The 23497-nt window shown below is 65.8% G+C and carries 26 protein-coding genes; 12 read left to right on the forward strand and 14 right to left on the reverse strand.

Annotated elements, in window-relative coordinates:
* Window positions 1-5 precede the first annotated feature (5 nt).
* From ACW175_RS12400 to flbT, 8 genes are all read right to left on the reverse strand, one after another.
* On the reverse strand, window positions 6-2873 hold the full coding sequence (locus ACW175_RS12400) for an autotransporter outer membrane beta-barrel domain-containing protein (protein WP_492104752.1): 2868 nt from the start codon (window positions 2871-2873) through the stop codon (window positions 6-8).
* Between the two features lie 79 nt (window positions 2874-2952).
* Complete coding sequence (gene pseH, locus ACW175_RS12405) at window positions 2953-3507, reverse strand: UDP-4-amino-4,6-dideoxy-N-acetyl-beta-L-altrosamine N-acetyltransferase (RefSeq protein WP_492104753.1); 555 nt, start codon at window positions 3505-3507, stop codon at window positions 2953-2955.
* 86 nt (window positions 3508-3593) lie between these two features.
* The gene (locus ACW175_RS12410; protein WP_492104754.1) at window positions 3594-4430 is read right to left on the reverse strand and encodes a flagellin N-terminal helical domain-containing protein; all 837 of its coding nucleotides are present in this window, start codon (window positions 4428-4430) and stop codon (window positions 3594-3596) included.
* Window positions 4431-4606: 176 nt separating this feature from the next.
* Window positions 4607-4960: a hypothetical protein gene (locus tag ACW175_RS12415; RefSeq protein ID WP_492104755.1), complete on the reverse strand. Its 354-nt coding sequence runs from the start codon at window positions 4958-4960 to the stop codon at window positions 4607-4609.
* 114 nt (window positions 4961-5074) lie between these two features.
* Entirely contained in the window at window positions 5075-5896 is an 822-nt protein-coding gene (locus tag ACW175_RS12420) for a flagellin (RefSeq protein ID WP_492104756.1), read from the reverse strand.
* A 276-nt stretch (window positions 5897-6172) separates the two neighbouring features.
* Complete coding sequence (locus ACW175_RS12425) at window positions 6173-6994, reverse strand: flagellin (RefSeq protein WP_492104757.1); 822 nt, start codon at window positions 6992-6994, stop codon at window positions 6173-6175.
* 248 nt (window positions 6995-7242) lie between these two features.
* Window positions 7243-7605 (reverse strand): flagellar biosynthesis regulator FlaF, encoded by a 363-nt coding sequence (flaF, locus tag ACW175_RS12430; RefSeq protein WP_492104758.1) that lies wholly within the window; start codon window positions 7603-7605, stop codon window positions 7243-7245.
* Window positions 7565-7990 (reverse strand): flagellar biosynthesis repressor FlbT, encoded by a 426-nt coding sequence (gene flbT, locus ACW175_RS12435; RefSeq protein WP_492104759.1) that lies wholly within the window; start codon window positions 7988-7990, stop codon window positions 7565-7567. The genes flaF and flbT overlap by 41 nt, the downstream gene beginning before the upstream one ends.
* 198 nt (window positions 7991-8188) lie before the next feature.
* On the opposite strand from flbT, the gene ACW175_RS12440 reads away from it, so the two are divergent.
* The 5 genes from ACW175_RS12440 (at window position 8189) to ACW175_RS12460 (ending at window position 13182) form a co-directional block, all read left to right on the forward strand.
* Window positions 8189-9982, forward strand: coding sequence for a tetratricopeptide repeat protein (locus tag ACW175_RS12440; RefSeq protein WP_492104760.1), 1794 nt, complete (start codon window positions 8189-8191; stop codon window positions 9980-9982).
* Between the two features lie 3 nt (window positions 9983-9985).
* Window positions 9986-10705, forward strand: a complete 720-nt coding sequence (locus ACW175_RS12445; protein WP_492104761.1) for a cytidylyltransferase domain-containing protein — start codon at window positions 9986-9988, stop codon at window positions 10703-10705.
* Window positions 10698-11276 carry a UDP-4-amino-4,6-dideoxy-N-acetyl-beta-L-altrosamine N-acetyltransferase gene (pseH, locus tag ACW175_RS12450; RefSeq protein WP_492104762.1) on the forward strand — a complete coding sequence of 193 codons (579 nt, stop codon included), beginning with the start codon at window positions 10698-10700 and terminating at the stop codon, window positions 11274-11276. The genes ACW175_RS12445 and pseH (ACW175_RS12450) overlap by 8 nt, the downstream gene beginning before the upstream one ends.
* Window positions 11277-11380: 104 nt before the next feature.
* On the forward strand, window positions 11381-12250 hold the full coding sequence (locus ACW175_RS12455) for an AAA family ATPase (protein ID WP_492104763.1): 870 nt from the start codon (window positions 11381-11383) through the stop codon (window positions 12248-12250).
* A gap of 92 nt (window positions 12251-12342) precedes the next feature.
* On the forward strand, window positions 12343-13182 hold the full coding sequence (locus ACW175_RS12460; RefSeq protein ID WP_492104764.1) for a hypothetical protein: 840 nt from the start codon (window positions 12343-12345) through the stop codon (window positions 13180-13182).
* Window positions 13183-13188: 6 nt separating this feature from the next.
* On the opposite strand, the gene ACW175_RS12465 is transcribed toward ACW175_RS12460, so the two are convergent.
* Both ACW175_RS12465 and ACW175_RS12470 read right to left on the reverse strand, forming a co-directional pair.
* Window positions 13189-13566, reverse strand: coding sequence for a hypothetical protein (locus ACW175_RS12465; RefSeq protein WP_492104765.1), 378 nt, complete (start codon window positions 13564-13566; stop codon window positions 13189-13191).
* Window positions 13567-13600: 34 nt separating this feature from the next.
* Window positions 13601-14413: a universal stress protein gene (locus tag ACW175_RS12470; RefSeq protein ID WP_492104766.1), complete on the reverse strand. Its 813-nt coding sequence runs from the start codon at window positions 14411-14413 to the stop codon at window positions 13601-13603.
* A gap of 105 nt (window positions 14414-14518) precedes the next feature.
* On the opposite strand from ACW175_RS12470, the gene ACW175_RS12475 reads away from it, so the two are divergent.
* Both ACW175_RS12475 and ACW175_RS12480 read left to right on the forward strand, forming a co-directional pair.
* Window positions 14519-15163 (forward strand): YfbR-like 5'-deoxynucleotidase, encoded by a 645-nt coding sequence (locus ACW175_RS12475; RefSeq protein ID WP_492104767.1) that lies wholly within the window; start codon window positions 14519-14521, stop codon window positions 15161-15163.
* Window positions 15160-16140 carry an NUDIX hydrolase gene (locus ACW175_RS12480; RefSeq protein ID WP_099578087.1) on the forward strand — a complete coding sequence of 327 codons (981 nt, stop codon included), beginning with the start codon at window positions 15160-15162 and terminating at the stop codon, window positions 16138-16140. The genes ACW175_RS12475 and ACW175_RS12480 overlap by 4 nt, the downstream gene beginning before the upstream one ends.
* On the opposite strand, the gene ACW175_RS12485 is transcribed toward ACW175_RS12480, so the two are convergent.
* From ACW175_RS12485 to ACW175_RS12495, 3 genes are all read right to left on the reverse strand, one after another.
* A complete protein-coding gene (locus ACW175_RS12485) occupies window positions 16106-17047 on the reverse strand; it encodes a sterol desaturase family protein (RefSeq protein ID WP_492104768.1) in 942 nt (313 codons plus the stop codon). The two genes, ACW175_RS12480 and ACW175_RS12485, sit on opposite strands and share 35 nt — an antisense overlap.
* Complete coding sequence (locus tag ACW175_RS12490; protein WP_492104769.1) at window positions 17047-17430, reverse strand: hypothetical protein; 384 nt, start codon at window positions 17428-17430, stop codon at window positions 17047-17049. The genes ACW175_RS12485 and ACW175_RS12490 overlap by 1 nt, the downstream gene beginning before the upstream one ends.
* A gap of 132 nt (window positions 17431-17562) precedes the next feature.
* A complete protein-coding gene (locus ACW175_RS12495; protein ID WP_492104770.1) occupies window positions 17563-18096 on the reverse strand; it encodes a porin family protein in 534 nt (177 codons plus the stop codon).
* Window positions 18097-18334: 238 nt separating this feature from the next.
* On the opposite strand from ACW175_RS12495, the gene ACW175_RS12500 reads away from it, so the two are divergent.
* Window positions 18335-19450, forward strand: coding sequence for a beta-ketoacyl-ACP synthase III (locus ACW175_RS12500; protein WP_492104771.1), 1116 nt, complete (start codon window positions 18335-18337; stop codon window positions 19448-19450).
* A 63-nt stretch (window positions 19451-19513) separates the two neighbouring features.
* Here ACW175_RS12500 and ACW175_RS12505 read toward each other — a convergent pair whose 3' ends face one another.
* A complete protein-coding gene (locus tag ACW175_RS12505) occupies window positions 19514-20692 on the reverse strand; it encodes a M48 family metallopeptidase (RefSeq protein WP_492104772.1) in 1179 nt (392 codons plus the stop codon).
* Between the two features lie 162 nt (window positions 20693-20854).
* On the opposite strand from ACW175_RS12505, the gene tcyJ reads away from it, so the two are divergent.
* From tcyJ to ACW175_RS12525, 4 genes are all read left to right on the forward strand, one after another.
* Window positions 20855-21640, forward strand: coding sequence for a cystine ABC transporter substrate-binding protein (gene tcyJ / locus ACW175_RS12510; RefSeq protein WP_492104773.1), 786 nt, complete (start codon window positions 20855-20857; stop codon window positions 21638-21640).
* Window positions 21641-21644: 4 nt separating this feature from the next.
* Window positions 21645-22304, forward strand: a complete 660-nt coding sequence (tcyL, locus tag ACW175_RS12515; protein ID WP_492104774.1) for a cystine ABC transporter permease — start codon at window positions 21645-21647, stop codon at window positions 22302-22304.
* The gene (locus ACW175_RS12520) at window positions 22301-23041 is read left to right on the forward strand and encodes an amino acid ABC transporter ATP-binding protein (RefSeq protein WP_492104775.1); all 741 of its coding nucleotides are present in this window, start codon (window positions 22301-22303) and stop codon (window positions 23039-23041) included. The genes tcyL and ACW175_RS12520 overlap by 4 nt, the downstream gene beginning before the upstream one ends.
* A gap of 131 nt (window positions 23042-23172) precedes the next feature.
* Complete coding sequence (locus tag ACW175_RS12525) at window positions 23173-23472, forward strand: hypothetical protein (RefSeq protein WP_099578103.1); 300 nt, start codon at window positions 23173-23175, stop codon at window positions 23470-23472.
* Window positions 23473-23497: the final 25 nt, after the last annotated feature.

Here is a 23497-nt window from a genome sequence, read left to right on the forward strand (position 1 = left end):
GAGGCCTAGCCGCCGCCCGTCAGGCGGTTCAGGGCCGCCTGATAGTTGGCCAACTGGCTGGTCAGATAGGCTGGAACCTTGCCGTCGGTCTTGCCCGAGCTTTTCGAGCTGTCGCTCTTGATGCCCATGGCCGTATCGGCGATCTCGCGATAGGCGCTGCGGACCGACGACATCGCCCGCTGGATGACCATGGTGGCGTTCTTGCGCCCCGCGTCCGAGGTCAGGTCCAGTTCGGGCGGCAGGCTGAGGCCATAGACCGGGCCGCTGCCGTCCGCCGAAACGGTCTTGCCGTCCTCGGTCTTGGTGGCGCGCACGACGCCACCTGCCAACCCCAGGGCCGTCAGCACATCGGCGCCGCCCTTGCCCGCCACGATCTCGATCGTCGAGGTATTGGAGGCGGGGCTGATTTTCAGAACGCGGCTGTTGCCACTCGTGGCGGTCTCCACCTTGGCGCGGTAGCCCGAGGCTCGCTTGATCTTGTCCGCCAGGGTCTCGAGCGTATCCTTGGCATCGATGGTGATCGTGGCCAGATTGCCGCGTTCGCGGGTGCGGATCTGGAATGTGTCGCCGGCCCGCGCCGCGGTCGCCGAGACGATGCGGTCGGACTGGGCGTAGTTTACCGCGCCGGCCGGCAGACCCAGGGCGTCCAGCGACGAGGCCCCGGTCTTGGCGACCGCCACCGAGGTCGGCGCGGCATAGCCGTCCTTGCCGGTCAGGCGCTGGCTCCAGTCGACATTGCCCGTGCCGACATTGACCTGGGCCACGTAGCCGTCCTTGGTCCCGACCGTCCCCTGGCCGTCCAGGTTCGCGCCGGCCGAGCCGACCAGCCAAGCCGTACCGTTCGAGACGTCGAAGCCGGTGACAGTATCGTCGCCCGTGCCGCCGTAATAGGTCAGCGCATCGCTGCCATTGTTGGAAAGGTCCAGCGACATGCGGCCAACGAAGGCGTCCATGCCGCCCGAGGGCGCGGTCGTGGCGCCATTGATCGACATCAGGGTGTTGGCCGTGGAGCCGCCGACATAAAGCTGGCCGCCATCGATCTTCAGCCCCACAAGATCACCGCCCTTCAGCGAGCCCAGGTCGCGCTTGGCGCCGGCCGCGACAGTGGCGGTCTTGGTGTAGGTGACCGGCACGGTCTGATAGGCGCCGTATTGATCCAGCTTACTGACGTTCTCGGTCACGACATTGGCCGAGACGTCGAAGCTGCGTAGGGTGGCCGAACCGTTCTCCTTGGATCCGACGATGACCTGCGAGCCGTTGACGACGATGTCGGAGACGCTGTCGTTCTCGGTCGTGCCGAACTTCTGGGTGAACAGCGCCTGGGGCTTGCCGGCGCTGTCGGTGGCGAAGGCCGTCAGATAGGCGTCATAGCCACCGCTGGGGTCCGAGCCGACCGCGCCGGGGAGGTCAGACTTGCTGCGGCCGCCGACATAGAGCACCCCATCCGAGCCGAACGCCAGGGCCGTGGCCTCGTCGTCCTGCAGCCCGCCGCGGCGCACCGTCCACTGCTCGTCGCCCTTGGAATCGTAGCGGGTTACGAAGCTGTCGCTGGTCGCGCCGGTGTCGCCACTGTTGATCGGACCGTTGACCGCGCCATTCAGGCGGCCGGTAACGGAACCCGCGACGGCCACGCTGCCGTCGTCGCCAACGGCCAGGGACAGGCCATTGGCCTCGTCGGTCGCGCCCAGAGTCCGAGCGTACAGCAGATGGCCGGCGCTGTCGTACTTCAGCAGCGCGACGTCGCTGTCGCCCTTGATCGGCTGACCATTGAGGTCGAGCTTGCCGTCCACCGCCGTGTCGACGTCGGCCAGCATGTAGACCGAGCCGTCCGCGCCGGTCACCGACTTGCGGACGCTGTTGATCGTGCCCTGCAGGGTCTCGGTGAACACCTTGCCGCCCGGCGCGCCGGCGTTGGGGCCGTTTCCAGTCCCGGCCGCGCTGTACTTGGTCAGGGTGTTTTCGTAGACGGCGTCGTTGGTCTTCGAGTCCTTGTCAGGATCCGGATTGCCGGCCTTGGTGGTCACATAGACCGCTGGCGCCGTCGTCGGAGCGCTGAAGCTCACCTGCTCGGCGATGTCGCCGTTGATCTTCAGAGCAAAGTCATCGCCCGTGGCGGGAAGGGTCACGGGCTTGCCGCCGACTTGGACCGTGCGCTCCTGGCCCGCCGTACGCTGCACCGCGAAGCTGGTGTTGAACCCTGCCGCCTTCAGCTTGCCGTTCATGTAGCTGACGACGTTGGACATGGTCCGAGGCGTCGAGCCCATCTCGGAGAGGTCCATGGCGACATTCGAGGTGACGCCGAAGCTCTTGACCGAGACCCCGAACGAGACATCCCCCTTGAAGCGCGGCACCTCGTCGTCGACCTGACCGCTGTAGAGCGTGTCGGTCGTGTACGTGGTGCTGTTCTTGGGAACTCCGACCGTGGCCTTGTCGCTGGTCATCACGGCGCCGGTCGACAGGCGCATCTGATCCAGCGACAGTCCCTGAACGTAGCTGGTGACCTCGCCCAGGCCGCGCGCCAGGGCGGTCTGCAGCCGCTTGATCTCGCCGTCGGTCTGACCCTTCTGCCCCGCTTGGGTGACGAGGGCGGCCATGGTGCTGAGCGCTTGGTACGAGGCGAACAGCTTCTTGTAGTCGGGGCTGACGCCCTTGAGGCTGGAGGCGTTGGCGCCTTCGTCGACGAACTTGCGGCCGTTCAGGGCCGAACGGACCTGCTCACTGGCCGCGGGCGCGTTGCCCAGCCAGGGGGCATTCGGCACGACGGCCTTCTTGCCACCCGACGCCGTGGTCGCCGTTCCAGACGCAGCCGCTCCCGTCACGCCCGCGCGAGCTTGATAGTAGTTGAGCAGGAGGTTGGAGTCGAAGCTGATCACGACCTGTTCCAATCAGGGCGCAAAGCGCCCCCGAACTACCCTTGTCAGACCTTCGCTGACGACTCCTTAACGATCAACCTTAAGCGGCGATAAGGTTAGCGTCCGACAGCGCCCGTCGAGCGCCCTCGCGCAGTCCCGCCCACTCCGAGGCAAGGATTCCCAGCAGCACGACGTCGCGCGCCTCGCCGCTCTTCAGCACATGGCCGCGCAGATAACCTTCGCGCCGGAATCCGGCCGAGGATTGAGCCTTCAAGGCCGCGTCGTTGTCGGCCATCACCTCGGCGAACACCTTGTGCAGGCCCAGCTCGCCAAAGGCGAGGTCCAGGCCCAGAACCTGGGCCGCGCGCCCCACGCCCCTGCCCCGCGCCTCGGCCGAGCCGAGGAACCAGTGCAGGCTCGCGCGGCGATGGTGGCTGCCAAGGCCAGTCAGGGTGATCAGGCCCATGGGCGCGTCGGCGCGGGTGATCATCCAACCGCGCATGTCGGGATCGGTCCGCAGGGCGTCGAACCAGGCCGCGTGAGCCGCGCGGCTCGGCAGTTCCGCGTCGGACATCCAGCGGTCCACCTCCGGTTCGGAGCGCCACTGAAAGAGGATCGCCTCGTCCTCGTCTCGCAAGTCGCGAAGTTCGATCATGCCCGTCGCCGAATCCCCGGTTCGCCTCGCGGAACCTTAGCCCGCGGATGCGACAGGACCTAGGCTCCCCTTGGCCTATCCTGGCCCTAGCCGCCCTTGAACAGCGACAGGATGATCTGCGGCGCGCTGTTGGCGATCGAAAGCGCCTGAGCGCCCAGCTGCTGCTTCACCTGCAAGGCCTGCAGGCGAGCGCTCTCCTTGGCCAGGTCGGCGTCCACCAGGTTGCCGACGCCCGTCTCAAGCACGTCGCTCAGCTTGCCCACGAAGCTGTTGTGAGCCTCGATCTGCTTGGCTTGCGTACCGATATTGCCGACGGCTTGGTTGACGGCGATCATGCTCGCGTCGAGGCGCTGCAGCACCGCGTCGGCATTGGTCGGCGTCAGGATGTCGTCGGTCGTCGTCAGGGTGTTGATCGTGCCGCCTAGCGACAGGTCCTGCGCGGTCAAGGTGATCGCCTGAGCCGCATCGGCGTCGGCCAGGAAGGTCATACCGACCGTCTGGCTGCCATTCAGCAGGTTCGCGCCGTCGAAGACCGCGCTCTTGACGACTTGGTCCAGGTTCTTGAGCAGGCCCTGGAAGTCGGCGTTCAGCGAGGTCCGCGAGGATGTGGTCAGCGAGGTGTCCTTGGCGGCCACCACCTTCTCGCGCAGCAGCTTCAGCAGATCGGAAACCGACTCGCCGCCAGCCAGGGCCACGTCGGCGATCGAGGTCGCGCGGTCCAGGCTCATCTTGACCGCGCCGAGCGCGCTCATGTCGGAGCGCTGTTCCTGAGCGATCGACCAAACGGCCGCGTTGTCTTTCGCGGTCGAGATCGACAGGCCCGTGTTGATGCGCGTCTGCACCGACTGCATGTCGTCGTTGGTGCGGTTCAGATTCTGCAGCGCGATCAGCGCGGGCTGGTTCGTGTTGACGCTCAACGTCATGCGCGGCCTCCGATCGGCGATTTTGCCGTTGGTTGCGATCGCGCGCGATTCGGCGAGCGATCTTGTCGCTCCCGAATTTGGGGCCAGAAGGTAAGATTATGGTTAACGCCTATAAACCATATCCATTTACGACCGCGACTCGCCGTCGCACTCGTCCGTAAAGCCGACCGATCCGCTCAGGCCTGGCCGTCGTAGACGTCGCCCGAAGCGTAGTTGGTCGCCTCGCGCAACTTCAGGATCTGCTCGCGCGGAAACTGCTGCAGCGTTTCGCCCGTTCGGCGGTCGATGGTCTTGTAGACATATTCGCCAGAGTCGTTGTCCTGCTCGATCACCAGGCGCAGGTCTCCAGGCTGCGGACCGTGGTCGACAGGCGCGGGCGGCTCGGGCTCGGCCGCCTGGGCAGGTTGAGCCGACTGGGCCGCTGGCGTCAAAACGACTTTCGCGCCCTCGGACAAGTCCGGGGCGTTCGTAGCGGGAGCGGTTGAGGCGACGAAATCTCTGATCGCCGACAAAGCGGCCTTGGGTTCCATTTTCTAACTGCCGGCCCCGCGGACCGACCCTCCTCTCTCTTACGTTCTCTCCCCCTTCGTCGCTCCCTGGAAAAGAAGGAGGCGGGCCACTCGGACCCGCCCCCTCCCCGCTCCTTAACGGAACAGGCTCAGGATCGACGACGAGGACTGGTTGGCGATCGACAGCGCCTGCACACCCAGCTGTTGCTTGGTTTGCAGCGACTGCAGCTTGGCGCTTTCCTTGGCCAGGTCAGCGTCCACCAGGTTGCCGACGCCGGCGTCCAGGCTGTCCTGCAGCTTGCCCACGAAGGTCAGGTGGGTGTCGAGACCGGTCGAGCTCGTGCCCAGCGAGGCCAGCTTGTTGGTGGCGGTGCCGATGGCGTTGTCGATCTGGGTCAGGACCGCCTTGGCCAGGGTGGCCGTGGTGAAGGTCGAACCGGCCGACAGACCGATACCAGCCAGGCCGAGGGTTTTGGCGCTGACGGTGAAGCCCGAGCCATCGGTGTTGGCCAGGAACGTCATCTTGGTGGTCTTGCCGTCGGCCAGGCTGACGCCGTTGAACTTGGCGTTGTCGGCGGCCTTCGTGATCTGGTCACGCAGCGACGTGAAGTCCGCCTGCAGGGCGTTGAACGAGGCGGTGTTGAGCGAGGTGTCGGAAGCGGCCAGGGCCTTTTCCTTCATCTTGCCGAGCAGGTCGGTGATGGTGTCGCCGGCGGCCAGGGCCACATCGATGGTCGACTGGCCGCGTTGCAGCGAGTCCTTCACCGAGTTCAGAGCTTGGGAGTTCGACGACTGGTTCTTGGCCATGGCCCAGATGGCGCCGTTGTCCTTGGCGGTACCGACCTTCTTGCCGGTGTTGATGCGCTGCTGAACCATACCCAGCTCGGTGTTCGTGCTGTTCAGGTTCTGCAGGGCGATCAGGGCGCCAGAATTCGTATTGATGCTATTCAGCGGCATACGAGTAGTTTCCTTTTCAAGGTAGCCGACGCCATTTTGGCTGCCGGGAGCGTTTTGCTCGAAAAGGTCTGTAGCAATTGCCGGGCCATTCTTGCCCAGTAACGCCGCCCTACTAACTAGCTGAAATTATTGAATTATACTTCCGTTAACGACGAAGGCTCCCGGCAATTTCTGCCGGGAGCCTTTCGCCATGGGCAATTATTGCCGGGCACAATATGCGCACCCGGCGGAAAAGAGGCGCCGGGCGGCTTTTGACGGCCGCCCGGCGTATCGGGCTCACCCCTTGAACAGCGACAGGATCGTCTGCGGGCTCTGATTGGCGATCGAGAGCGCTTGGACGCCCAGTTGCTGCTTGGTTTGCAGCGACTGCAGCTTGGCGCTTTCTTTCGCCAGGTCCGCGTCGACGAGGTTGCCCACGCCGGCGTCCAGGCTGTCCTGCAGCTTGCCCACGAAGGTCAGGTGAGTATCCAGACCGGTCGAGGACGTGCCCAGGGACGACAGTTTGTTCGTCGCCGTCTGCAACGCGCTGGTCATGATCGCGATCATGGCCTTCGCGTCCGTAGCGGTCGAGAAGCTGGTGCCAACCGACAGGCTCAGACCGTCCAGGGACAGGGTCTGAGACTTGACCGTGAAGTTGTCGCCATCCTGGTTGGACAGGAACGACAGCTTCGTGGTCTTACCGTCGGCGAGACTCACGCCGTTGAACTTCGCGTTTTCCGTGGCCTTGGTGATCTGGTCACGGAGAGAGGTGAAGTCGGCCTTGAGGGCTTCGAACGAGGCGGTGTTCAGCGAGGTGTCGGAAGCGGCCAGGGCCTTTTCCTTCATCTTCGTGAGCAGATCGGTGATGGTGTCGCCTGCCGCGAGAGCAACATCGATCGTCGACTGACCGCGCTGGAGCGAATCCTTCACGGCGTTCAACGAGCTCGAGCTCGCGCTTTGCATCTTGGCCATCGACCAGATCGCGCCATTGTCCTTGGCGGATCCAACTTTCTTGCCGGTGTTGATACGGCCTTGGGTGGCGGCGAGCTCCGTGTTGGTTGCGTTCAGGTTTTGGAGCGCGATGAGAGCGCCCTGGTTCGTGTTGATCGAGTTCAGCATTTGATACCTACCGTTTTGGTGGGATTTGCCCGGCGTATTGCCGGTCGGGCGTTTTGCCCCGCGCGAACCATCGCAAACGTCGGGCCAACCGAGCCGAGTTCGAGGCCAGGCCGTAAAATGCTGATTTTATTGAGTTTATTATATGTTCCGGACCAAAACGAAACCGCCCGGCGAATGCAGGATTCGCCGGGCGGCAGGTTTTTCCGAAGCAGGTAGGCAAGACGTTCAGTCTTGCGGAGACCGAAGAATCAGGCCGCGTCGGCGCGCGCGGACAGCCCTTGCATCATCATGCGGTTGATCTCGATCAAGGGCTCGAAGTCCTCCTCCTTGCGCATCACGGCGCTGGAGTGACGACCGACCCACAGACTCAGCGAGATGATGCTGGCCCGAAGCTCTTTCGGCAGTTGGTTTTCAGGCAAGGAACAGTCTGTCGCCAAGGCCGACCAGACCTTGCGATTCCAATCCAATGCGTCGATCCGCGTGGAAATGTCGTCCGCCGGGGCCTGGGACGCGTCCATGAGGGCGCGCGTCACCTGACCGAACAGGCGGTACTCCATTTCACGGGGATTCTCAGCCCGCGTCGCCGCCTGCTGATACGCCCGAAGAGACATGCCCCAACCTCTCGTCTTCGTATTCAATCAACCTACGGCTCAACATCAGAGCCTTGTAGTACTCGCGCGCCATCACGTGCTTCGAAATGGCGATGCAATCCTGCAGAACCACAGGATTGCGGACAACTCCCACGAATTCGTTAAGGCGACCCGCGAAGTCCTCGAAGAACTTCTCGGCCGAGGCCTCGTCGAGGTACATCATCATCACCGGGAAATAGATCCGACGCGCGGGCGTCGTGACCTGGTCCGGCTGCATGATATCCTTCTCTCGGAGGACGGAGGCCTTGTTCTGGAGAACCAGAACTCCGCGCCGATCCCCATTCTGGACCACGGCGCCGTTGAGAACGAACTTTTCGCCGGGCTTCAGCGACAGCTTCAAAGGCACTTAAGGCCGCTCCTTCGTTGACGCTGCTTCGCCCGGTTCCGTCGACATGACGGCTTGAAGGGGAAGCTAGGCGAACACGTGTTAACGCCGTCTTGCCGCAATTCACGCGGTCTTGCGACCGTAAGACGCGGCTTAGGACTCAATTAAGCATAGCCCCTCAAAACATGGTTAATAGCAGAGTCCGAAGGTCGGTTCGCCATGTCCCGTAAAAGCGCCCTCGAAGCGTCCGCCAGCGCCATGGCTCAGGCCGATGTCATGGGCGCCGCGCCCATCCAGCCCGGACAGATCGTGACGGCGATGGGCGATTCGGCGTCCGCCGAAGCCCTCGAGCGCCTCAAGCGCTCGGCGCAGGAGATCAAGACCGCGGAGAACGGCAAGATCGTCGGCCAGGCGATCGAGGCGGTGCACAAGCAGGATTTCGCCAAGGCCGAGAAGCTGGCCATGAAGCTGCTGAAGAAGGACGAACAGCTGGGCCTGGGCTGGCATATCCTGGCCATCGCGCGCGAGAAACAGGGCGACTTCGCTTCTTCCCTCAAATGCTACGAGGCGGCGCTGACGCTGCTGACCGACCACAGCTCGGTCGCCGGCGACCTGGGACGTCTGGCGTTCCGCATGAACATGTTCGAGTTCGCGGCCAAGTTCTTCGCCCACTTCCGCCTGGCCCGGCCCGACGACGTCGAAGCCGCCAACAACCTGGCCTGCGCCCTGCGCGAACTGAACCGGGAGAACGAGGCGATCGAGGTGCTGAAGGCCGTCTTGCGGATTCATCCCGAAGCGCCGGGCCTCTGGAACACCCTCGGCACCATCCTCTGCAATGTCGGCGATCCCGGCGGCTCGCTCGTCTTCTTCGACGAAGCCCTGCGCCTGGCGCCCAGGCACAGCAAGACGCTCCACAACCGGGCCTACGCCAAGGCGGACCTTGGCGACATCGCCGGCGCGCTGATCGACGGCGAAGCGGCGATGAAGGAATCCAAGGATTCCGCCGACCTGGTGGTGATGGAGTTCGCTCGCGCCACGCTCCTGCTGGCGCTGGGCCGCATCGCCGAGGGCTGGCAGGCCTACGAGGCCCGCTTCTCCCCGGAAATCGCCGACGCTCCCCTCTTCCATATCCCCGCGGCCCGCTGGGCGGGCGAGGACCTGAAAGGCAAGACCCTGCTCGTCGTCGCCGAGCAGGGTCTGGGCGACGAGGTCATGTTCTCAAGCATGCTGCCCGACATCCTCGAATGGCTAGGTCCCGACGGCGGGCTGACGCTGGTGGTCGAGCATCGCCTCAAGCCGCTGCTCGAGCGCTCGTTCCCCGGCGTCGAGGTCAGTTCGCACCGGACCATGAAATACGAGGGCCGTGTCTACCGCACCGCGCCCTATATCGAGGACTGGGATCGTTTCGACTGTTGGGCGGCCCTCGGCGATTTCCTGCGCCCTCTGCGCAACACGGTCGAGTCCTTCCCCGACCGGAATTCGTTCCTGTCGCCCGATCCGGCGCGTGTGGCCTACTGGAAGGCCGAGCTCGACAAGCTGGGCCCCGCGCCCAAGGTCGGCCTGTTGTGGAAGAGCCTGAGCCTGAAGGGTGATCGGGCCCGCCAGTTCTCGCCGTTCCAGCTCTGGGAACCCGTACTGAAGACGCCGGGCGTCACGCTGATCAACCTGCAGTACGGCGATTGCGAGGAGGAGATCGCCCTGGCCAAGGAACAGTTCGGCGTCGAGATCTGGCAGCCGCCGGGCATCGACCTGAAGCAGGACCTGGATGACCTGACCGCCCTGTGCCGCGCGGTCGACCTGATCATCGGCTTCTCCAACGCCACCACCAACCTGGCGGGCGCGGCGGGCGCGCCGATCTGGATGCTCACCGCCCCGGCGGTGTGGACCAAGCTCGGGACCGACGCCTATCCCTGGTATCCGCGGGCGCGGGTCTTCTCGCCGCCGGAGCTTGGTCAATGGGCGCCCGTGATGGCCGAGGTCGCCCAGGCCCTGCGCGAAAAGGTCGCGGGCTAGGCCGTGGTCCTCGCCATCCTGCAAGCGCGCATGTCGTCGACCCGCCTGCCCGGCAAGGTGCTGGCGCCGGTGGCCGGGGCGCCGATGGTCCTGCGCCAGATCGAGCGCCTGCGCCGCGCCCGCAAGCTCGAACGCATCGTGGTCGCGACCTCGATCCGAGCCGACGACGACCCGCTGGCCGAGGCTCTGGAGACCGCGGGCCTCCCCGTCTTTCGCGGTGACCTCGACGACGTGCTGGGGCGCTTCATAGGCGCCCTGGACGCCTTCGGCCCGGCGCGGACGGTGGTTCGCCTGACCGCCGACTGCCCGCTGGCCGATCCAGAGGTGATCGACGCCACCATCGCGCGGTTCGAGGACAGCGGCGCGGACTACGCCTCCAACGTCGTCGAGCCCCGCACCTTCCCCAAAGGCCTGGATGTCGAGGTGATGACGGCCGCCGCCCTGCGCCGCGCCGCCTCCGAGACCAGCGCCCCTCACGACCGCGAGCATGTGACGCCCTATCTCTACGGGCATCCGGACCGCTTCCGCCTGGCCGGCTACGCCCAGGCCGCCGACGAGGGCGCGGTGCGCTGGACCGTGGATCGGCCCGACGACCTGGCGTTCGTCCGCGCGGTCTATGACGCGCTCTACGCCGGCGATCCGGACTTCACGTCCGATGCGGTCCGCGCCTTCGTCCGAGGCCGACCGGACCTGGCCATGCTGGGAGGGGATCGTCGTGCCTGATGTCGGTCTGCGCCCCGTCGACGAAAGCGATCGCGACCGTTTGCTGGCGTGGCGAAACAGCCCGCGGGTCGCGGCCTTCATGTATTCCGACCACCTGATCGGCCGCGAGGAACACGATCGATGGTTCGACGGCCTCGTCGGCCATCCGCGTCGCCGCGACTGGGTCGTTCTGCTGGACGGCGCGCACGTCGGCCTGACCAGCCTGGTCGATATCGACCGGGGCCAAGGCCGCGCCGCCATAGCCCGCTACCTCGCCGAGGAAAGCGCGCGGGGCCTCGGCGTCGGCGGTTTCACCGAGTTCAAGGTCGCCGACCACGCCTTCCAGGTCCTGGGCCTGCGCAAGCTTTGGTCCGAGGTGTTGGCCACCAACGAGGCCGCCCTCGCCTCCCACCTTTCGAGCGGCTTCCAGCGCGAGGCCCTGTTCCGCGGCCACGTCGTCAAGCAGGGCCGACCAACCGACGTCATAGGCCTCGGCCTGTTGGCCCAGGACTGGCATGAGCATCGGCCGCGCCTCCGCGCCCGTCTGCTCGCCAAGGGCTTCGCGGACGCCGCGCTCGACGCGCCGCTGTGACCGGCTTCCGCCACGGGCACTTGCCAAGCGCGTAAGCGCCGGTAGTTTGATCCATTCGTTTTGAACAACTGTTCGAACCGGACTTGATTCCGGCGGAGATGGGCATGAGCCAGCGCTTCGAAGGCACTTCAGACTACGTGGCGGCCGACGACCTGAAGGTCGCGGTGAACGCCGCGGTCGCTCTGGAGCGCCCACTTCTGATCAAGGGCGAGCCCGGCACGGGCAAGACCGTGCTGGCCTACGAGGTCGCCAAGGCGATGGGCGCGCCGCTGATCACCTGGCACATCAAGTCAACGACCAAGGCCCAGCAGGGCCTCTACGAATACGACGCCGTCACCCGCCTGCGCGACAGCCAGCTGGGCGACGAGCGCGTCAAGGACGTCAAGAACTACATCAAGAAGGGCAAGCTCTGGGAGGCGTTCGAGAGCCAGCAGCGCCCCGTGCTGCTGATCGACGAGATCGACAAGGCCGACATCGAGTTCCCGAACGACCTGCTGCAGGAGCTCGATCGCAACGAGTTCTACGTCTACGAGACCAATGAGACGATCAAGGCCAAGGTTCGGCCGATCATCATCATCACCTCGAACAACGAGAAGGAACTGCCGGACGCGTTCCTGCGCCGCTGCTTCTTTCACTACATCCGCTTCCCCGAGGAGGCGACGATGCAGGCGATCGTCGACGTCCACTTCCCGGGCATCAAGCAGAAGCTGGTGTCGGAAGCGCTGCGCATCTTTTACGACATGCGCAAGGTGCCGGGCCTGAAGAAAAAGCCTTCGACGTCCGAGTTGCTGGACTGGCTGAAGCTGCTGCTGGTCGAGGACATCGATGACAAGGTCCTGCGCGAGAAGGACCCCACCAAGCTGATCCCGCCTCTGCATGGCGCCCTGCTCAAGAACGAACAGGACGTGCATCTCTTCGAACGCCTGGCCTTCCTGGCGCGTCGCGAGGGTTCGGGGTCTCGTCCGGGCCAATAGGCCCGCGACCAATTGGTCGTTACTTGGATTTCACTGGACGCGCGCCCAGCGCGCGCCCAACTTCCCGCCAAATCAGGGAAGACAGACAACCCATGCGGTATTCCAAATCGCGGACGAAATGGCTGGCCGCGGCGCTGATGATCGGCGTCGGCGCGACCGCCCTCACCGCCTGCCAGCGCACCGAGGCCACCAAGACCGAGCACGCCGAGCACGCCGAGCGCAAGCTGGGCCGACGCGAGCCCATCCGGGTCATCGACCGCCTCGACTGCCCCGACAAGCAGGGCGAGCTGAAGCTGGTCTCCAAGGCCGACGACGGCCAGTCCTGCGCCTATGTTTCGAACGCGGCCTCCGTCGACCTTCGGTTGGTCAAGCTGAACGGCGGTGACGCGGAGGCCGCGCTTGCGCCGATCGAGACCGAACTGAAGGGCATCATGCCCCTGCCCCCGGCCCCGCCGAAGCCACCCGAACACAAGGGCATGGGAAAGAACCGCACCAGCATCAACCTGCCAGGCGTAAGGATTGACGCCAGCGACAGCGGAGCCGACATCCGCATTGGCCATCTGACCATCAACAGCGACGGCGGCGCCGCCGAGGTGAAGGTCAACAAGAACGTCAATTTCAGGGGCGACGACGGCCGTGGCTCGGTCAACATCCAGGCCGACGACGAGCACGAGGGGGACGTCACGATCAAGGCCAATGATCATGGGGCGGAAATCCGCGCCAAGAAGGGCGGCAACGACTCGGTTCGCTCGACCCTGATCCTGGCCAACGACAAGGCCCCGAAGGGCTATCGTCTGGCCGGCTACGAGGCCCGAGGTCCCAAGGGCGGCCCGTTGGCCGTCGCCGTCGTCAAGGCCAAGACCCGCGACACCGACGACCACGACCTGTTCAAGGACATGAAGGCGCTGGTGCGCCACAACGTGGGCGGCTGACGCGGTCTACCGCGGAACCGGCTCGACCTGCATCACCTTGTAGGTCAGCGGCCGGCCGTCCTCGTCGGTGACGGTGACGTATTCGCCCAGGGCGAACCGGTGCTCGCCGAGACGATGCAGCGGTTCGTCGTCGGCGACATCCTCGCTGTCGTAGTCGAAGAACCAGCGCGCGCCGCGCTTGTTCAGGCGGCCGTCCACGGCCTCCTCGTCGGGCGCGAAGCGGCGCACGCTGCACGCGCCCTTGACCTTCGCGTAGGCCCCTTCGTCGATATGGCCGTCCTCGGTCAGCGGAGCCGTCAGGGCATAGCCACGGTGGTCGTCGCCGCCGGCGAACTCGGTGCCAGGATTGCGCGCAAGGCGCATGACGATGCGAGACAGAGACATTCCAGACCTCCCCTTATTTTGAGATTTCAGCGCCTTAGTGCGACAGGAACAGGGACGGCCCTTCGCTGCTCAGCAGCGTGCGGGTCGTGCCCCCGAAGATGAACTCCTGCAACCTGGGATGGCCGAACGCGCCGGCGACCAAGAGGTTCGCCCCGACGTCCTTGGCCGCGCCCAGCAGAAGACTGGCGGCGTCGCCGCCGCCCTCCAGCAGCTTCACGCTCGCCTTGACGCCGCGCGCGGCCAGGAACTCGACCAGCCGATCCAGCTCGAACGCCCGAGACGAGGCGCTCGGCGCGCCCGCCACGATCACCGAGCCCGCCTTCTGCAACAGCGGCAGGGCCGTACGCACGGCGCGGCTGGCTTCCTTGCCGCCGTCCCAGGCGACCAGGGCCACGCCGTCGACCCGAAAGCCGGGACGCGCGACCAGGGTCGGGCGCTGCTCGTCGGCGACCAGTTGCTGGAACGACTCCGCCAGCGGCCCCTTGCCCCGCGCCGAGGCGTCGTCGAAGACGATGACGTCCGACAGGCGACCTTCCATGGCCAGGCCCGCCCAGACCGGTGACTCAAGACTGATAACCCGCGTGCGGGGATAGCCGGTCTCGGCCGCCAGCTTGCCGCAGGCGCGAGCCCCTTCCTGGGCGGCTTCCTTCAGGCTTTCCAGCGCGGTGACCTGGACGCCGCCCATGAAACCTTCGCCCATCCAGGGCATCAGGTCGGCCATGTCGGCTGGCGCGTGAACGCAAGCCAACTCGGCCTGGAACGCGCCCGCGAGCGCGGCGGCGGTGGTCAGGACTCCCTTGTCGTTCGGAGTCCCGGCCAGCGGGACCATAATTCTCGCCCAACTCATGATCGAACTCCCTTTCAGGGCATTTCCACAGATGACGGCGACGGCCACATTGATCTTTCTCAATCGATAGGCCAGTCAACCACCTTCACTGTGAGGAACGATCTCGTGGCCAAAGGGCTGCATAGGGGCGGACCGCCCCGTGCTTGGCAAAGAATGCTCTCCGGACGTCGGCTCGACTTGCTCGATCCGTCGCCGATGGACATCGAGATCGAGGACATCGCCCATGGCCTTGCCCGCGTCGCCCGGTGGAATGGCCAGACGGTCGGCGACCACGGCTTCTCGGTCGCCCAGCACAGCCTGGTGGTCGAGGAGATCGCAGCGCATATCAAGCCGGACCTGGAGCCGCGCTGGCGCCTGGCCGCTCTGCTGCACGACGCCAGCGAATATGTGATCGGCGACATGATCAGCCCGTTCAAGGCGGCGCTAGGCGTCAGCTACAAGGACTTCGAGGCCCGGCTGGAGGACGCGATCCACATCCGCTTCGGCCTGCCGGTTAAGACCCCCGCCCCGATCAAGAAGCTGATCAAGCAGGCCGACCGTGCCTGCGCCTTCTTCGAGGCCACCCAGTTGGCCGGCTTCGAGCATTCGGAGTCTCTGGCGATCTTTGGCGCGCCGCCGACCGGCTATGACCTGAAAATCACGCCGCAACCGCCGTTCGAGGCTCAGGCCCGCTACGTCCAGCGCTTCCACGTGCTGTCGCGCGCCGCGGGCTTCGAGTCGGCCCCAGGCGCGGCGTTCGAAACGGAATGAACACCGCGGTCGTCATCGGCCTGTCGGCGGTGGTCGTCGCGATCCGCGACGGCGAGGCCGTCGTCCTGACCGTGCGGCCGCACGATGCGATCACCGACGTCGCCTCGCCGCTCTCGGGCCTGCCGTTCGGCCCGTTCGACCCCGAGGCCCACCGCACCTTCGAGCTGGGCCTGCGGGCCTTCGTGACCGCCCAGACCCGTTTCCAGCTAGGCTATGTCGAGCAGCTCTACACCTTCGGCGACAAGGGCCGCGACGCCCCGCGCGCCGAGGTCGGGGCTGGCGCGGCGCGCGTGGTCTCGGTCGGCTATCTGGGCCTGACGCCCAAGGCCGTCGACACCGACGCGCCCGACACAGCCTGGGCTCCCTGGACGCGGTTCTTCCCCTGGGAGGACTGGCGCATCGGCCGTCCCGCCCTGCTCGACGACGCCATCGCCCCGGCCTTGAAGCGCTGGGCTGGCGATGACGCGACCAAATGGTCCCGCGCCCGCCTGGCCTTCGCCCTGGACGGGGCGCCGTGGAACGAGGAACGCGTCCTGGAGCGCTACGAGCTACTCTACGAGGCTGGGCTGGCTCCGGAAGCCGCCCGGGACGTCGCTCGCGCCGACGGTCATGATCCCGCCGAGCCCCAGGCCCTGTCGGCGGCTCTGGGCGAGCCGATGATCTCCGACCACCGGCGGATCCTGGCCACCGGCCTCTCGCGCCTGCGCGGCAAGATCAAATATCGCCCCGTGGTGTTCGAACTGACGCCCGAGGAGTTTACCCTTTCGACCCTGCAGCGCACGGTCGAGGCCATCGCCGGCGTGCCGCTACACAAGCAGAACTTCCGCCGGGTGGTCGAGCGCGAGGAACTGGTCGAAGGCCTGGGCCGCCTCGACGCCGAGACCGGCGGCCGCCCCGCCGAGCTGTTCCGCTTCCGCCGCGAGATGCTGGCGGCGCGGCCAGCTACGGGCCTTTCGCTTCCGTTGCTGCGGGACTAGCGCTCTGGCTCGCCTCAACGCGCGCCCGCCACTTGGCCTTCAGCGTGTGGGAGGTGTCGCGCGAACCGTCGGGGCTCCAGCCGGGTGGGCCGAATATATAGCCGAGCGCCTCGCGGGGCGATTTCGAACCCGCCACGTCCTTGCCGATGCCGACCCACTCATGGAAAACGTTGTGCAAAAGGTTGAAGTTGCCCAGGTTTTTCACCGTGCCATAGCGGCAGGGCTCCTCGTCGACCTCGGGGACGAAGGTGCCGAACAGCCGGTCCCAGATGATCAGGATGCCGGCGTAGTTGGCGTCCAGGTAGCGGGCGTTGCGGGCGTGATGCACGCGGTGATGCGACGGCGTGTTGAACACCGCCTCGAACCAGCGCGGCATACGCTTGATCACCTCGGTGTGGATCCAGAACTGGTAGACGAGGCTGACGCCCTTCTGGATGGCCACCATGGCCGGCGGAAAGCCCAGGAACGACAGCGGCAACCACAGCAGCCAGGTGCCGGCGACGCCGCCGGTCCAGGTCTGCCGCAGGGCGGTCGACAGGTTGTAGTGGGTCGAGGTGTGGTGGTTGACGTGGCTGGCCCACCAGACGCGCCGCTCGTGCGAGAGGCGGTGGAACCAGTAATAGGTCAGGTCCTCGAGCAGGAAAACAGCGACCCAGGCCCAGACGGCGGTCATCGGGATCGTGAAGACCCGGTGATGCCAGACCCAGACGGTCGCGGCGAACACCACCCCGCCGAACAGAAGGCCAGCCACGGTGCTGCCGAAACCCATGGTCAGCGACATGGCCGTATCGCGCGCCTCGTAGTTGGCCTTTGCCTTGCCGAGACGGCCGACCAGGATTTCCAGGATGATGGCCAGCACGAAGAACGGGATGGCCAGCTGGACGGGGTCGAAAGGGGCTTTCAGCATCAGGCGAGCTCCTTCGGCGGCCAAGCATCGTCATTGACGGCGAACACGGGACGGGCGTCGCCCAGACGCAGGGCCAGGCGACCGTTCATCGGCTTCAGGCCGGCGATCGCGCTCCACGGCAGGTCGCGCGCGACATAGCTGTCGCCTCGCCGGTAGAGCACCAGCGTCAAATCCCCCTCGCGCGCGATGACCCCATCGCCGTCGGCGGAGATCCAGACAGCGTCCGGCTTGTGATCGGGAAATTCGAGCGCGACCAGCGCGCGGGCGGAATCGGGATCGAGCGGCGGGGTCGCTCTCGCCACCCCCATCCACGCCGCGAACGCCACCAGCAGAGCCACGGCGGCTATCGAGCCGCCGAGCTGAATCAACAGCGCCTTGTCCAAGACCGACGCATCCCCCCGTAACTTATTGCCGTTCAGATTGACGGCTCCGAGGGCGACGTCAAGTCGCCAAAGCGCGAACGGCGCGCCCCTACAGAGGGCGCGCCGCCCTGTCAGGCCACGAGGACCGTTCGGCTAGAACTTGCGGACGTAACCCACAGCCAGAGTGTTCGAGCTCAGGTCGCTCTTGGTATATTCGGACTTGGTCCAATCGGCGCGGATGCCGTTCTTGTCGTCGAACTTGTATTCGGCGCCGACGCCGTAGTTCCAGCTGTCGTGGCTGCCGTCGAAGTTCGTCGCGGCCGGGTTGTTGGTCTTGAATTTGGTCGTCCCGTAGCCGGCGCGCGCCAGCAGATCGAGGTGCGGCGTCACCGGCAGGTAGCCGACCGCGTAGCCCGCGACCTGATGCTCCATCTCCACATTGGCCAGACCGCCCGGGGTGTAGACCGTGTCGCCGTCGACGCCGCCGGCCGCCTCGGCCTCGACACCGAAATTAGGCGTAAGCTTGGCGCCGACACGCCCTTGAATAGCGCCGGTGTCAGCGCCGCGCGTCCGAGTTTGACCGTAGTTCAGCGAACCATAGACTTCGGTCGAGTTCTGGGCTTGTGCAAACATCGGGATCGCGAAAACCGAACCGGCGACCAGGGTGGCGATGATGAGAGTCTTCATTGTTGTACTCCAATTCTACTCGTAGTCTTCAGCACCCTCAGCCAGCTTTTGCTAAGCGGATAACGCGGCGAGCATGCGGCGGTTCACGGTCGCGTTCGAGGCCATTCCGTGTCGTGACCGAAAAGCCGCGGTTGATGACGCCCGCGCCATCCGTGCTATCTACGAGTCAAACAAGCGTCAGAACGCGGATCCGCTCCCACCAGGGACGAGGCCCGCGCGCATCATCGGGACCGTCGTCTTGCCGCAAGCCGTCATCGCCGCCACGGGGCTGTACACCCCGCCGTTTTCCATTTCGAACGCCGAGCTGGTCGAGGCCTTCAACACCTTCGTCGAGCGATTCAACGCCGCCAACGCCGAGGCCATCGCGGCCGGCGAGGTGGTCGCCCTGGCCCCCTCCTCGCCCGAATTCATCGAGAAGGCCTCGGGCATCAAGTCACGTTTCGTGATGAACAAGGACGGCATCGTCGATCCCGAGATCATGCGTCCGATCATTCCCGAGCGCCCCAACGAACAGCTGTCGATCCTGGCCGAAATGGCGGTCGAGGCGGCGAAGCAGGCGATCGAGCGGTGGGGCAAGCCGGTCAGCGAGATCGGCGCGGTAATCTGCGCCGCCTCGAACATGCAGCGCGCCTACCCCGCCATGGCCATCGAGGTGCAACAGGCCTTGGGCATCGAAGGCTTCGCCTTCGACATGAACGTGGCGTGCTCGTCGGCCACCTTCGGCATCAAGACCGCCGCCGACTTCGTCGCGACCGGCAGCGCCAAGGCCGTGCTGATGGTCAATCCGGAGATCTGCTCGGGTCACCTCAACTTCAAGGACCGCGACAGCCACTTCATCTTCGGCGACGTGGCCACGGCCGTGATCGTCGAGGACGCTGATCAGGCGACCGACGGCTGGGAGATCCTGGGCGCGCGACTGAAGACCCAGTTCTCCAACAACATCCGCAACAACTTCGGCTTCCTCAATCGCGCCGCGCCGGAAGGCGAAGGCGCGCGCGACAAGCTGTTCGTCCAGGAAGGCCGCAAGGTGTTCCGCGAGGTGGTGCCGATGGTCAGCGAGATGATCATCGAACACGCCGCCGACCTCGGCATCGACCCGACCGGCCTGAAGCGCCTCTGGCTGCACCAGGCCAATATCAACATGAACGAGATGATCGGCCGCAAGGTGCTGGGCCGTGATCCCGCGCCGGGCGAGAACGTCATCATTCTCGACGAATACGCCAACACCAGTTCGGCCGGCTCGATCATCGCCTTCCACCAGGCCAATGACGACTTCGCCCCGGGCGAGACGGGCCTGATCTGCAGCTTTGGGGCCGGCTACTCGGCCGGCACTGTGTTCGTGCGCAAGCGCTGAGCCCTACAAAGCCCTGAACGGAATGAAGCCCCGCGGCCCTTAGGCGCGGGGCTTTTTCACGCCTCAAGACTTCGGATGCGTCGCCTTCCAGTCCATGGCGCGGCGGACGCGGACGCTGACGGCTGGGTGGTCGTAGAATAGCACCTCTTCCAGCTTCGAGGGGGTGGCGGCGCGGTACTCGATGGTCTTAACAAGGGCCTTGGCCAGGCCGTCGGGCTCGTTGAAGTTCACCAGGCTGTAGCGGTCGGCGTCGCTCTCGACCTCGCGCACCAGCGTATTGGTGATCGGCCCGCCGATCAGCCCAAGCACGGCCATGATCACCGCCAGGACCGGAAGGCCAGCCGGATCGGCGATGCCCGTCACCCCCTTGGCGTTCAGCGCCTGCGCGAACCACGGGAACGTCCGATCGACGATGAAGAAGGCGATGACCGCCAGCACGGCGAAGATGCCAGTGATCCACAGGCTGTGCTGATGGGCGTAGTGGCCCATCTCGTGGCCGACGACGCCCCGCACCTCGGCGAGGTCCGCGCCCTTCTTGAACATAACGTCGCTCATCGCCACCCGGGCCGAGCCACCCAGGCCCGAGACGTTGGCGGTATAGGCGTTGGACTGCTTGGAGCCGTTGTAGACAAAGATCTTGTCGCTCGGGATGCCGACCGACTTGGCCATGGCCACGACCTCGTCGCGGACAGCTCCAGGCGGCGCGGGCGTGTATTTGTTGAACAGCGGCTCGATATAGATCGGGGCCAGCAGCATGCCGAACACGATGAAACCCGCCGTCAGGCCGCCGGCCCAAAGCCACCACAGGCGTCTCGCGCGGCGGATCAGCACGTAAAGCAGCGCCAGGAACAGCGACGTGAACACCAGCGAGATCGCCGTGCCCATCAGGTTTTCCGTGAGCCAGCCGCCAAAGGCCTGGCTGGTCAGGCCGTACTGCTTCTGCCGCCACCAGTTGGAATAGACCGACCAGGGCAGCTCCAGCAGCCAGCTGAAGGCGACGAAGACGGCGGCGACCACGAAGCTGGCCAGGAACGGCCGCCCCTTCTTGCGCTCGAGGCCCTGCTCGACCTTGGTCAGCACCCCCGTGCGGATAATGACCCAGGCGGCCAGGACCGAGATGATGAAGCCCCACAGCAGCAGCCAGTGGCCGCCCTGGGTGTAGTGCTGGGCCTTGACGTGCGCCTCGGGCGGCAGCTGCGCCAGATAGGCGGCGGTGGCGGCCGCCGGGTCGAATTGAGCCATGATCTTCCCCTCCCCGGGATGAGCCAGGCAGCAAGCCCCGAGTCCGTCTCGACGTCAGCTTAATTCGCGGTCAGGTGGAGAGCGCTTCGCCATGTTCAGGCTGGCGAAGCGCGCTCGCCCGTATAGAACTGCGACAGATTATTTCGCCCAAAGGTTCGTCCGATGCGATTCCCTGCCCGCCGCGCCGTCCTGTCCGGCCTTGGCTTTGCCCTGCTCGCCGCGTGCGGCAAGACGCCGGACGCCGGCGCGAGCGCCTGGGACAGGATCAAGGCGTCGGGAACCCTGCGCATTGGCCTGGAGGGCACCTATCCGCCCTTCAATTTCCAGGACAAGAACGGCCAGCTGGCCGGCTTCGAGGTCGACTTCGCCAAGGCGTTGGCCGCGCAGATGGGCCTGAAGCCGGATTTCCGCCCCGCCCCGTTCGCGGGCCTTCTCGGCGCGCTTGAGTCGGGCCGGGTCGACGTGGTCATCAACCAGATCACCATCACGCCCGATCGCCAGGCCAAGTACGACTTTTCCGAGCCCTATACCGTCTCGGGCATCCAGATCATCAAGCTCAGGGACAGGCCGGGCCTGGAAAAGCCCGAGGACCTTTCCGGCAAGAAGGTCGGCGTGGGCCTTGGCACCAACTACGAGCAGTGGGCGCGCGCCAATGTGCCCAAGGCCGACATCCGCACCTATGACGACGATCCCACCAAGTACCAGGACCTCAAGGCCGGGCGCACCGACGCGGTGCTGAACGACCGTCTTGTCGCCGCCGACTTCGTCAAGACCTCGCCGGAATTCGTCGCCTCGGGCCCGCCGTTCGCCGCCCAAGGCGCGGGCGTGGCGATGAAGAAGGATCCGGCCCTGAAGGTGATCATCGACCAGGCCATCGACGCCCTGCGCGCCAGCGGCAAGCTGACGGCGATCTCGCAACAGTGGTTCGGCATGGACGTGACGCACTAAGGACATGGAAACCGGTCTGGACCTGCTGCGCCAGTCCGCGCCCCTGTTGCTGAAGGGCGCCGGCTACACCGTGCTGCTCAGCGTCATCGGCATGGGCGTCGGCGTCGTGCTGGGCTTCGGCCTGGCGCTGATGCGCCTGTCGCGCTCTCCGCTGCTGCGCTGGCCGGCGGTTGTGTATGTCTCGGCCTTCCGGGGCACCCCGCTGCTGGTGCAGCTCTTTTTGATCTACTACGGCCTGCCGCAGTTCGGGATCGAGATGCCCGCCCTGGCGGCGGCCGGCATCGGCTTCTCGCTGAACGTCGCGGCCTATTCGTGCGAAATCCTGCGCAGCGCCATCGACGCCGTCGAGAAGGGCCAATGGGAAGCCGCCAGCGTCCTGGGCATGAGCCGCGGCCAGGCCCTGCGCCGGGTGATCCTGCCCCAGGCCGCCCGCACCGCCGTCGCCCCGCTGTCCAACAGCTTCATAGGCCTGGTCAAGGACACCTCGCTGGCCGCCACCATCCAGGTGCCGGAGCTGTTCCGCCAGGCCCAGCTGATCACCGCCCGCACCTACGAGATCTTCACCATGTATCTGGCCGCGGCGGCCATCTACTGGATCCTCTCCACCGTGCTGGCGGTCGTGCAGGGCCGGTTGGAACGCCGCGCTTCGGAGGGCCGCCGATGAGCGCGATCGAGGCCAAGGGCCTGAAGAAGAGCTTCGGCGACACCCCCGTCCTGGCGGGCGTCGACCTGACCGTCTCGCCGGGCGAGGTGGTGGCCATCATCGGCCCCAGCGGCTCGGGCAAGAGCACCCTGCTGCGCTGCCTGGCGGGCCTGGAGCCCTTGAACGCCGGCGACCTGACCATCGCGGGCGTCACCGCTGGCGGCAAGATTCCGCTGGCCAGGGCCCTGAACGGCCGTGTCGGCTTCGTCTTCCAGAGCTTCAACCTGTTTCCGCACAAGACCGCGCTGGAGAACGTGATCGAGGGTCCGGTCGTCGTCCGCGAGGAAGATCCCGCCCAGGCCCGCGCGCGCGGCCTGGCCCTGCTGGAGAAGGTCGGGCTGGGCGGCCGGGCCGACGCCTACCCCGCCGCCCTCTCCGGCGGCCAGCAGCAGCGCTGCGCCATCGCCCGGGCCCTGGCCATGGACCCCGAGGTCATCCTTTTCGACGAGCCGACCTCGGCCCTCGATCCCGAACTGGTCGGCGAGGTGCTGGCCGTGATCCGCGACCTGGCCGCCGAAAAACGGACCATGGTCCTCGTCACCCACCAGATGGACTTCGCCAGAGATGTCGCTGACCTGACGATTTTCATGGACGGCGGCGTCATCGTGGAGCAAGGAGCCTCCCGTCAGTTGCTTGCCTCCCCGCGCGAAGAACGTACCCGCAAGTTCCTGGCCAGGTCGGGTGTCCTCCAGCCATAATTTGGCCCACGGGACGCTTCACGTCCTGCTAGCGCGTCAGGCGAATTGCGTAGGCGGCCTCGCTGCTCAGGCGCGCGATTAACGATCAAATCCAAAGCCCTACGCCGGGTGGCTTTTATGGCGAGGACAGCGTGAAGCCTTATATCGAACTCAAGGGCGCCTCGGGCGCCGTCTACCGCTACAAGCTGGCCGAGAACGGCGACCCGGCGACCACGATCGCCGGCAACTACGTCTATGTCGACGCCAAGGGCGCGGTGGTTTTCGCCGGTGAGGCCAACAACCTCATCGACGCCAAGACACGCTGGTCGGAAGCCTATTCCCGCCATGGCGCGACCTGGCTCTACACGCGCCTCAACGTCTCGGGCGCGTCGCGGGCGGATGAATATTCCGACCTCGTGATCGCGCTTCAGCCTGTGATGAATCAGGACTAAGGCCTGCTCCCCGGGCGCGGAGGCG

This window comes from Caulobacter sp. FV1ye6ST (assembly GCF_058681225.1).

Coding starts and splice junctions, on each gene's coding strand:
- pseH (WP_492104753.1), bottom strand. CDS start 3,507: ATGATCGAACTTCGCGACTTGCGAGACGAGGACGAGGCGATCCTCTTT.
- ACW175_RS12410 (WP_492104754.1), bottom strand. CDS start 4,430: ATGACGTTGAGCGTCAACACGAACCAGCCCGCGCTGATCGCGCTGCAG.
- ACW175_RS12415 (WP_492104755.1), bottom strand. CDS start 4,960: ATGGAACCCAAGGCCGCTTTGTCGGCGATCAGAGATTTCGTCGCCTCA.
- ACW175_RS12420 (WP_492104756.1), bottom strand. CDS start 5,896: ATGCCGCTGAATAGCATCAATACGAATTCTGGCGCCCTGATCGCCCTG.
- ACW175_RS12425 (WP_492104757.1), bottom strand. CDS start 6,994: ATGCTGAACTCGATCAACACGAACCAGGGCGCTCTCATCGCGCTCCAA.
- flaF (WP_492104758.1), bottom strand. CDS start 7,605: ATGTCTCTTCGGGCGTATCAGCAGGCGGCGACGCGGGCTGAGAATCCC.
- ACW175_RS12440 (WP_492104760.1), top strand. CDS start 8,189: ATGTCCCGTAAAAGCGCCCTCGAAGCGTCCGCCAGCGCCATGGCTCAG.
- ACW175_RS12455 (WP_492104763.1), top strand. CDS start 11,381: ATGAGCCAGCGCTTCGAAGGCACTTCAGACTACGTGGCGGCCGACGAC.
- ACW175_RS12460 (WP_492104764.1), top strand. CDS start 12,343: ATGCGGTATTCCAAATCGCGGACGAAATGGCTGGCCGCGGCGCTGATG.
- ACW175_RS12465 (WP_492104765.1), bottom strand. CDS start 13,566: ATGTCTCTGTCTCGCATCGTCATGCGCCTTGCGCGCAATCCTGGCACC.
- ACW175_RS12470 (WP_492104766.1), bottom strand. CDS start 14,413: ATGAGTTGGGCGAGAATTATGGTCCCGCTGGCCGGGACTCCGAACGAC.
- ACW175_RS12480 (WP_099578087.1), top strand. CDS start 15,160: ATGAACACCGCGGTCGTCATCGGCCTGTCGGCGGTGGTCGTCGCGATC.
- ACW175_RS12485 (WP_492104768.1), bottom strand. CDS start 17,047: ATGCTGAAAGCCCCTTTCGACCCCGTCCAGCTGGCCATCCCGTTCTTC.
- ACW175_RS12495 (WP_492104770.1), bottom strand. CDS start 18,096: ATGAAGACTCTCATCATCGCCACCCTGGTCGCCGGTTCGGTTTTCGCG.
- ACW175_RS12505 (WP_492104772.1), bottom strand. CDS start 20,692: ATGGCTCAATTCGACCCGGCGGCCGCCACCGCCGCCTATCTGGCGCAG.
- tcyJ (WP_492104773.1), top strand. CDS start 20,855: ATGCGATTCCCTGCCCGCCGCGCCGTCCTGTCCGGCCTTGGCTTTGCC.
- tcyL (WP_492104774.1), top strand. CDS start 21,645: ATGGAAACCGGTCTGGACCTGCTGCGCCAGTCCGCGCCCCTGTTGCTG.
- ACW175_RS12520 (WP_492104775.1), top strand. CDS start 22,301: ATGAGCGCGATCGAGGCCAAGGGCCTGAAGAAGAGCTTCGGCGACACC.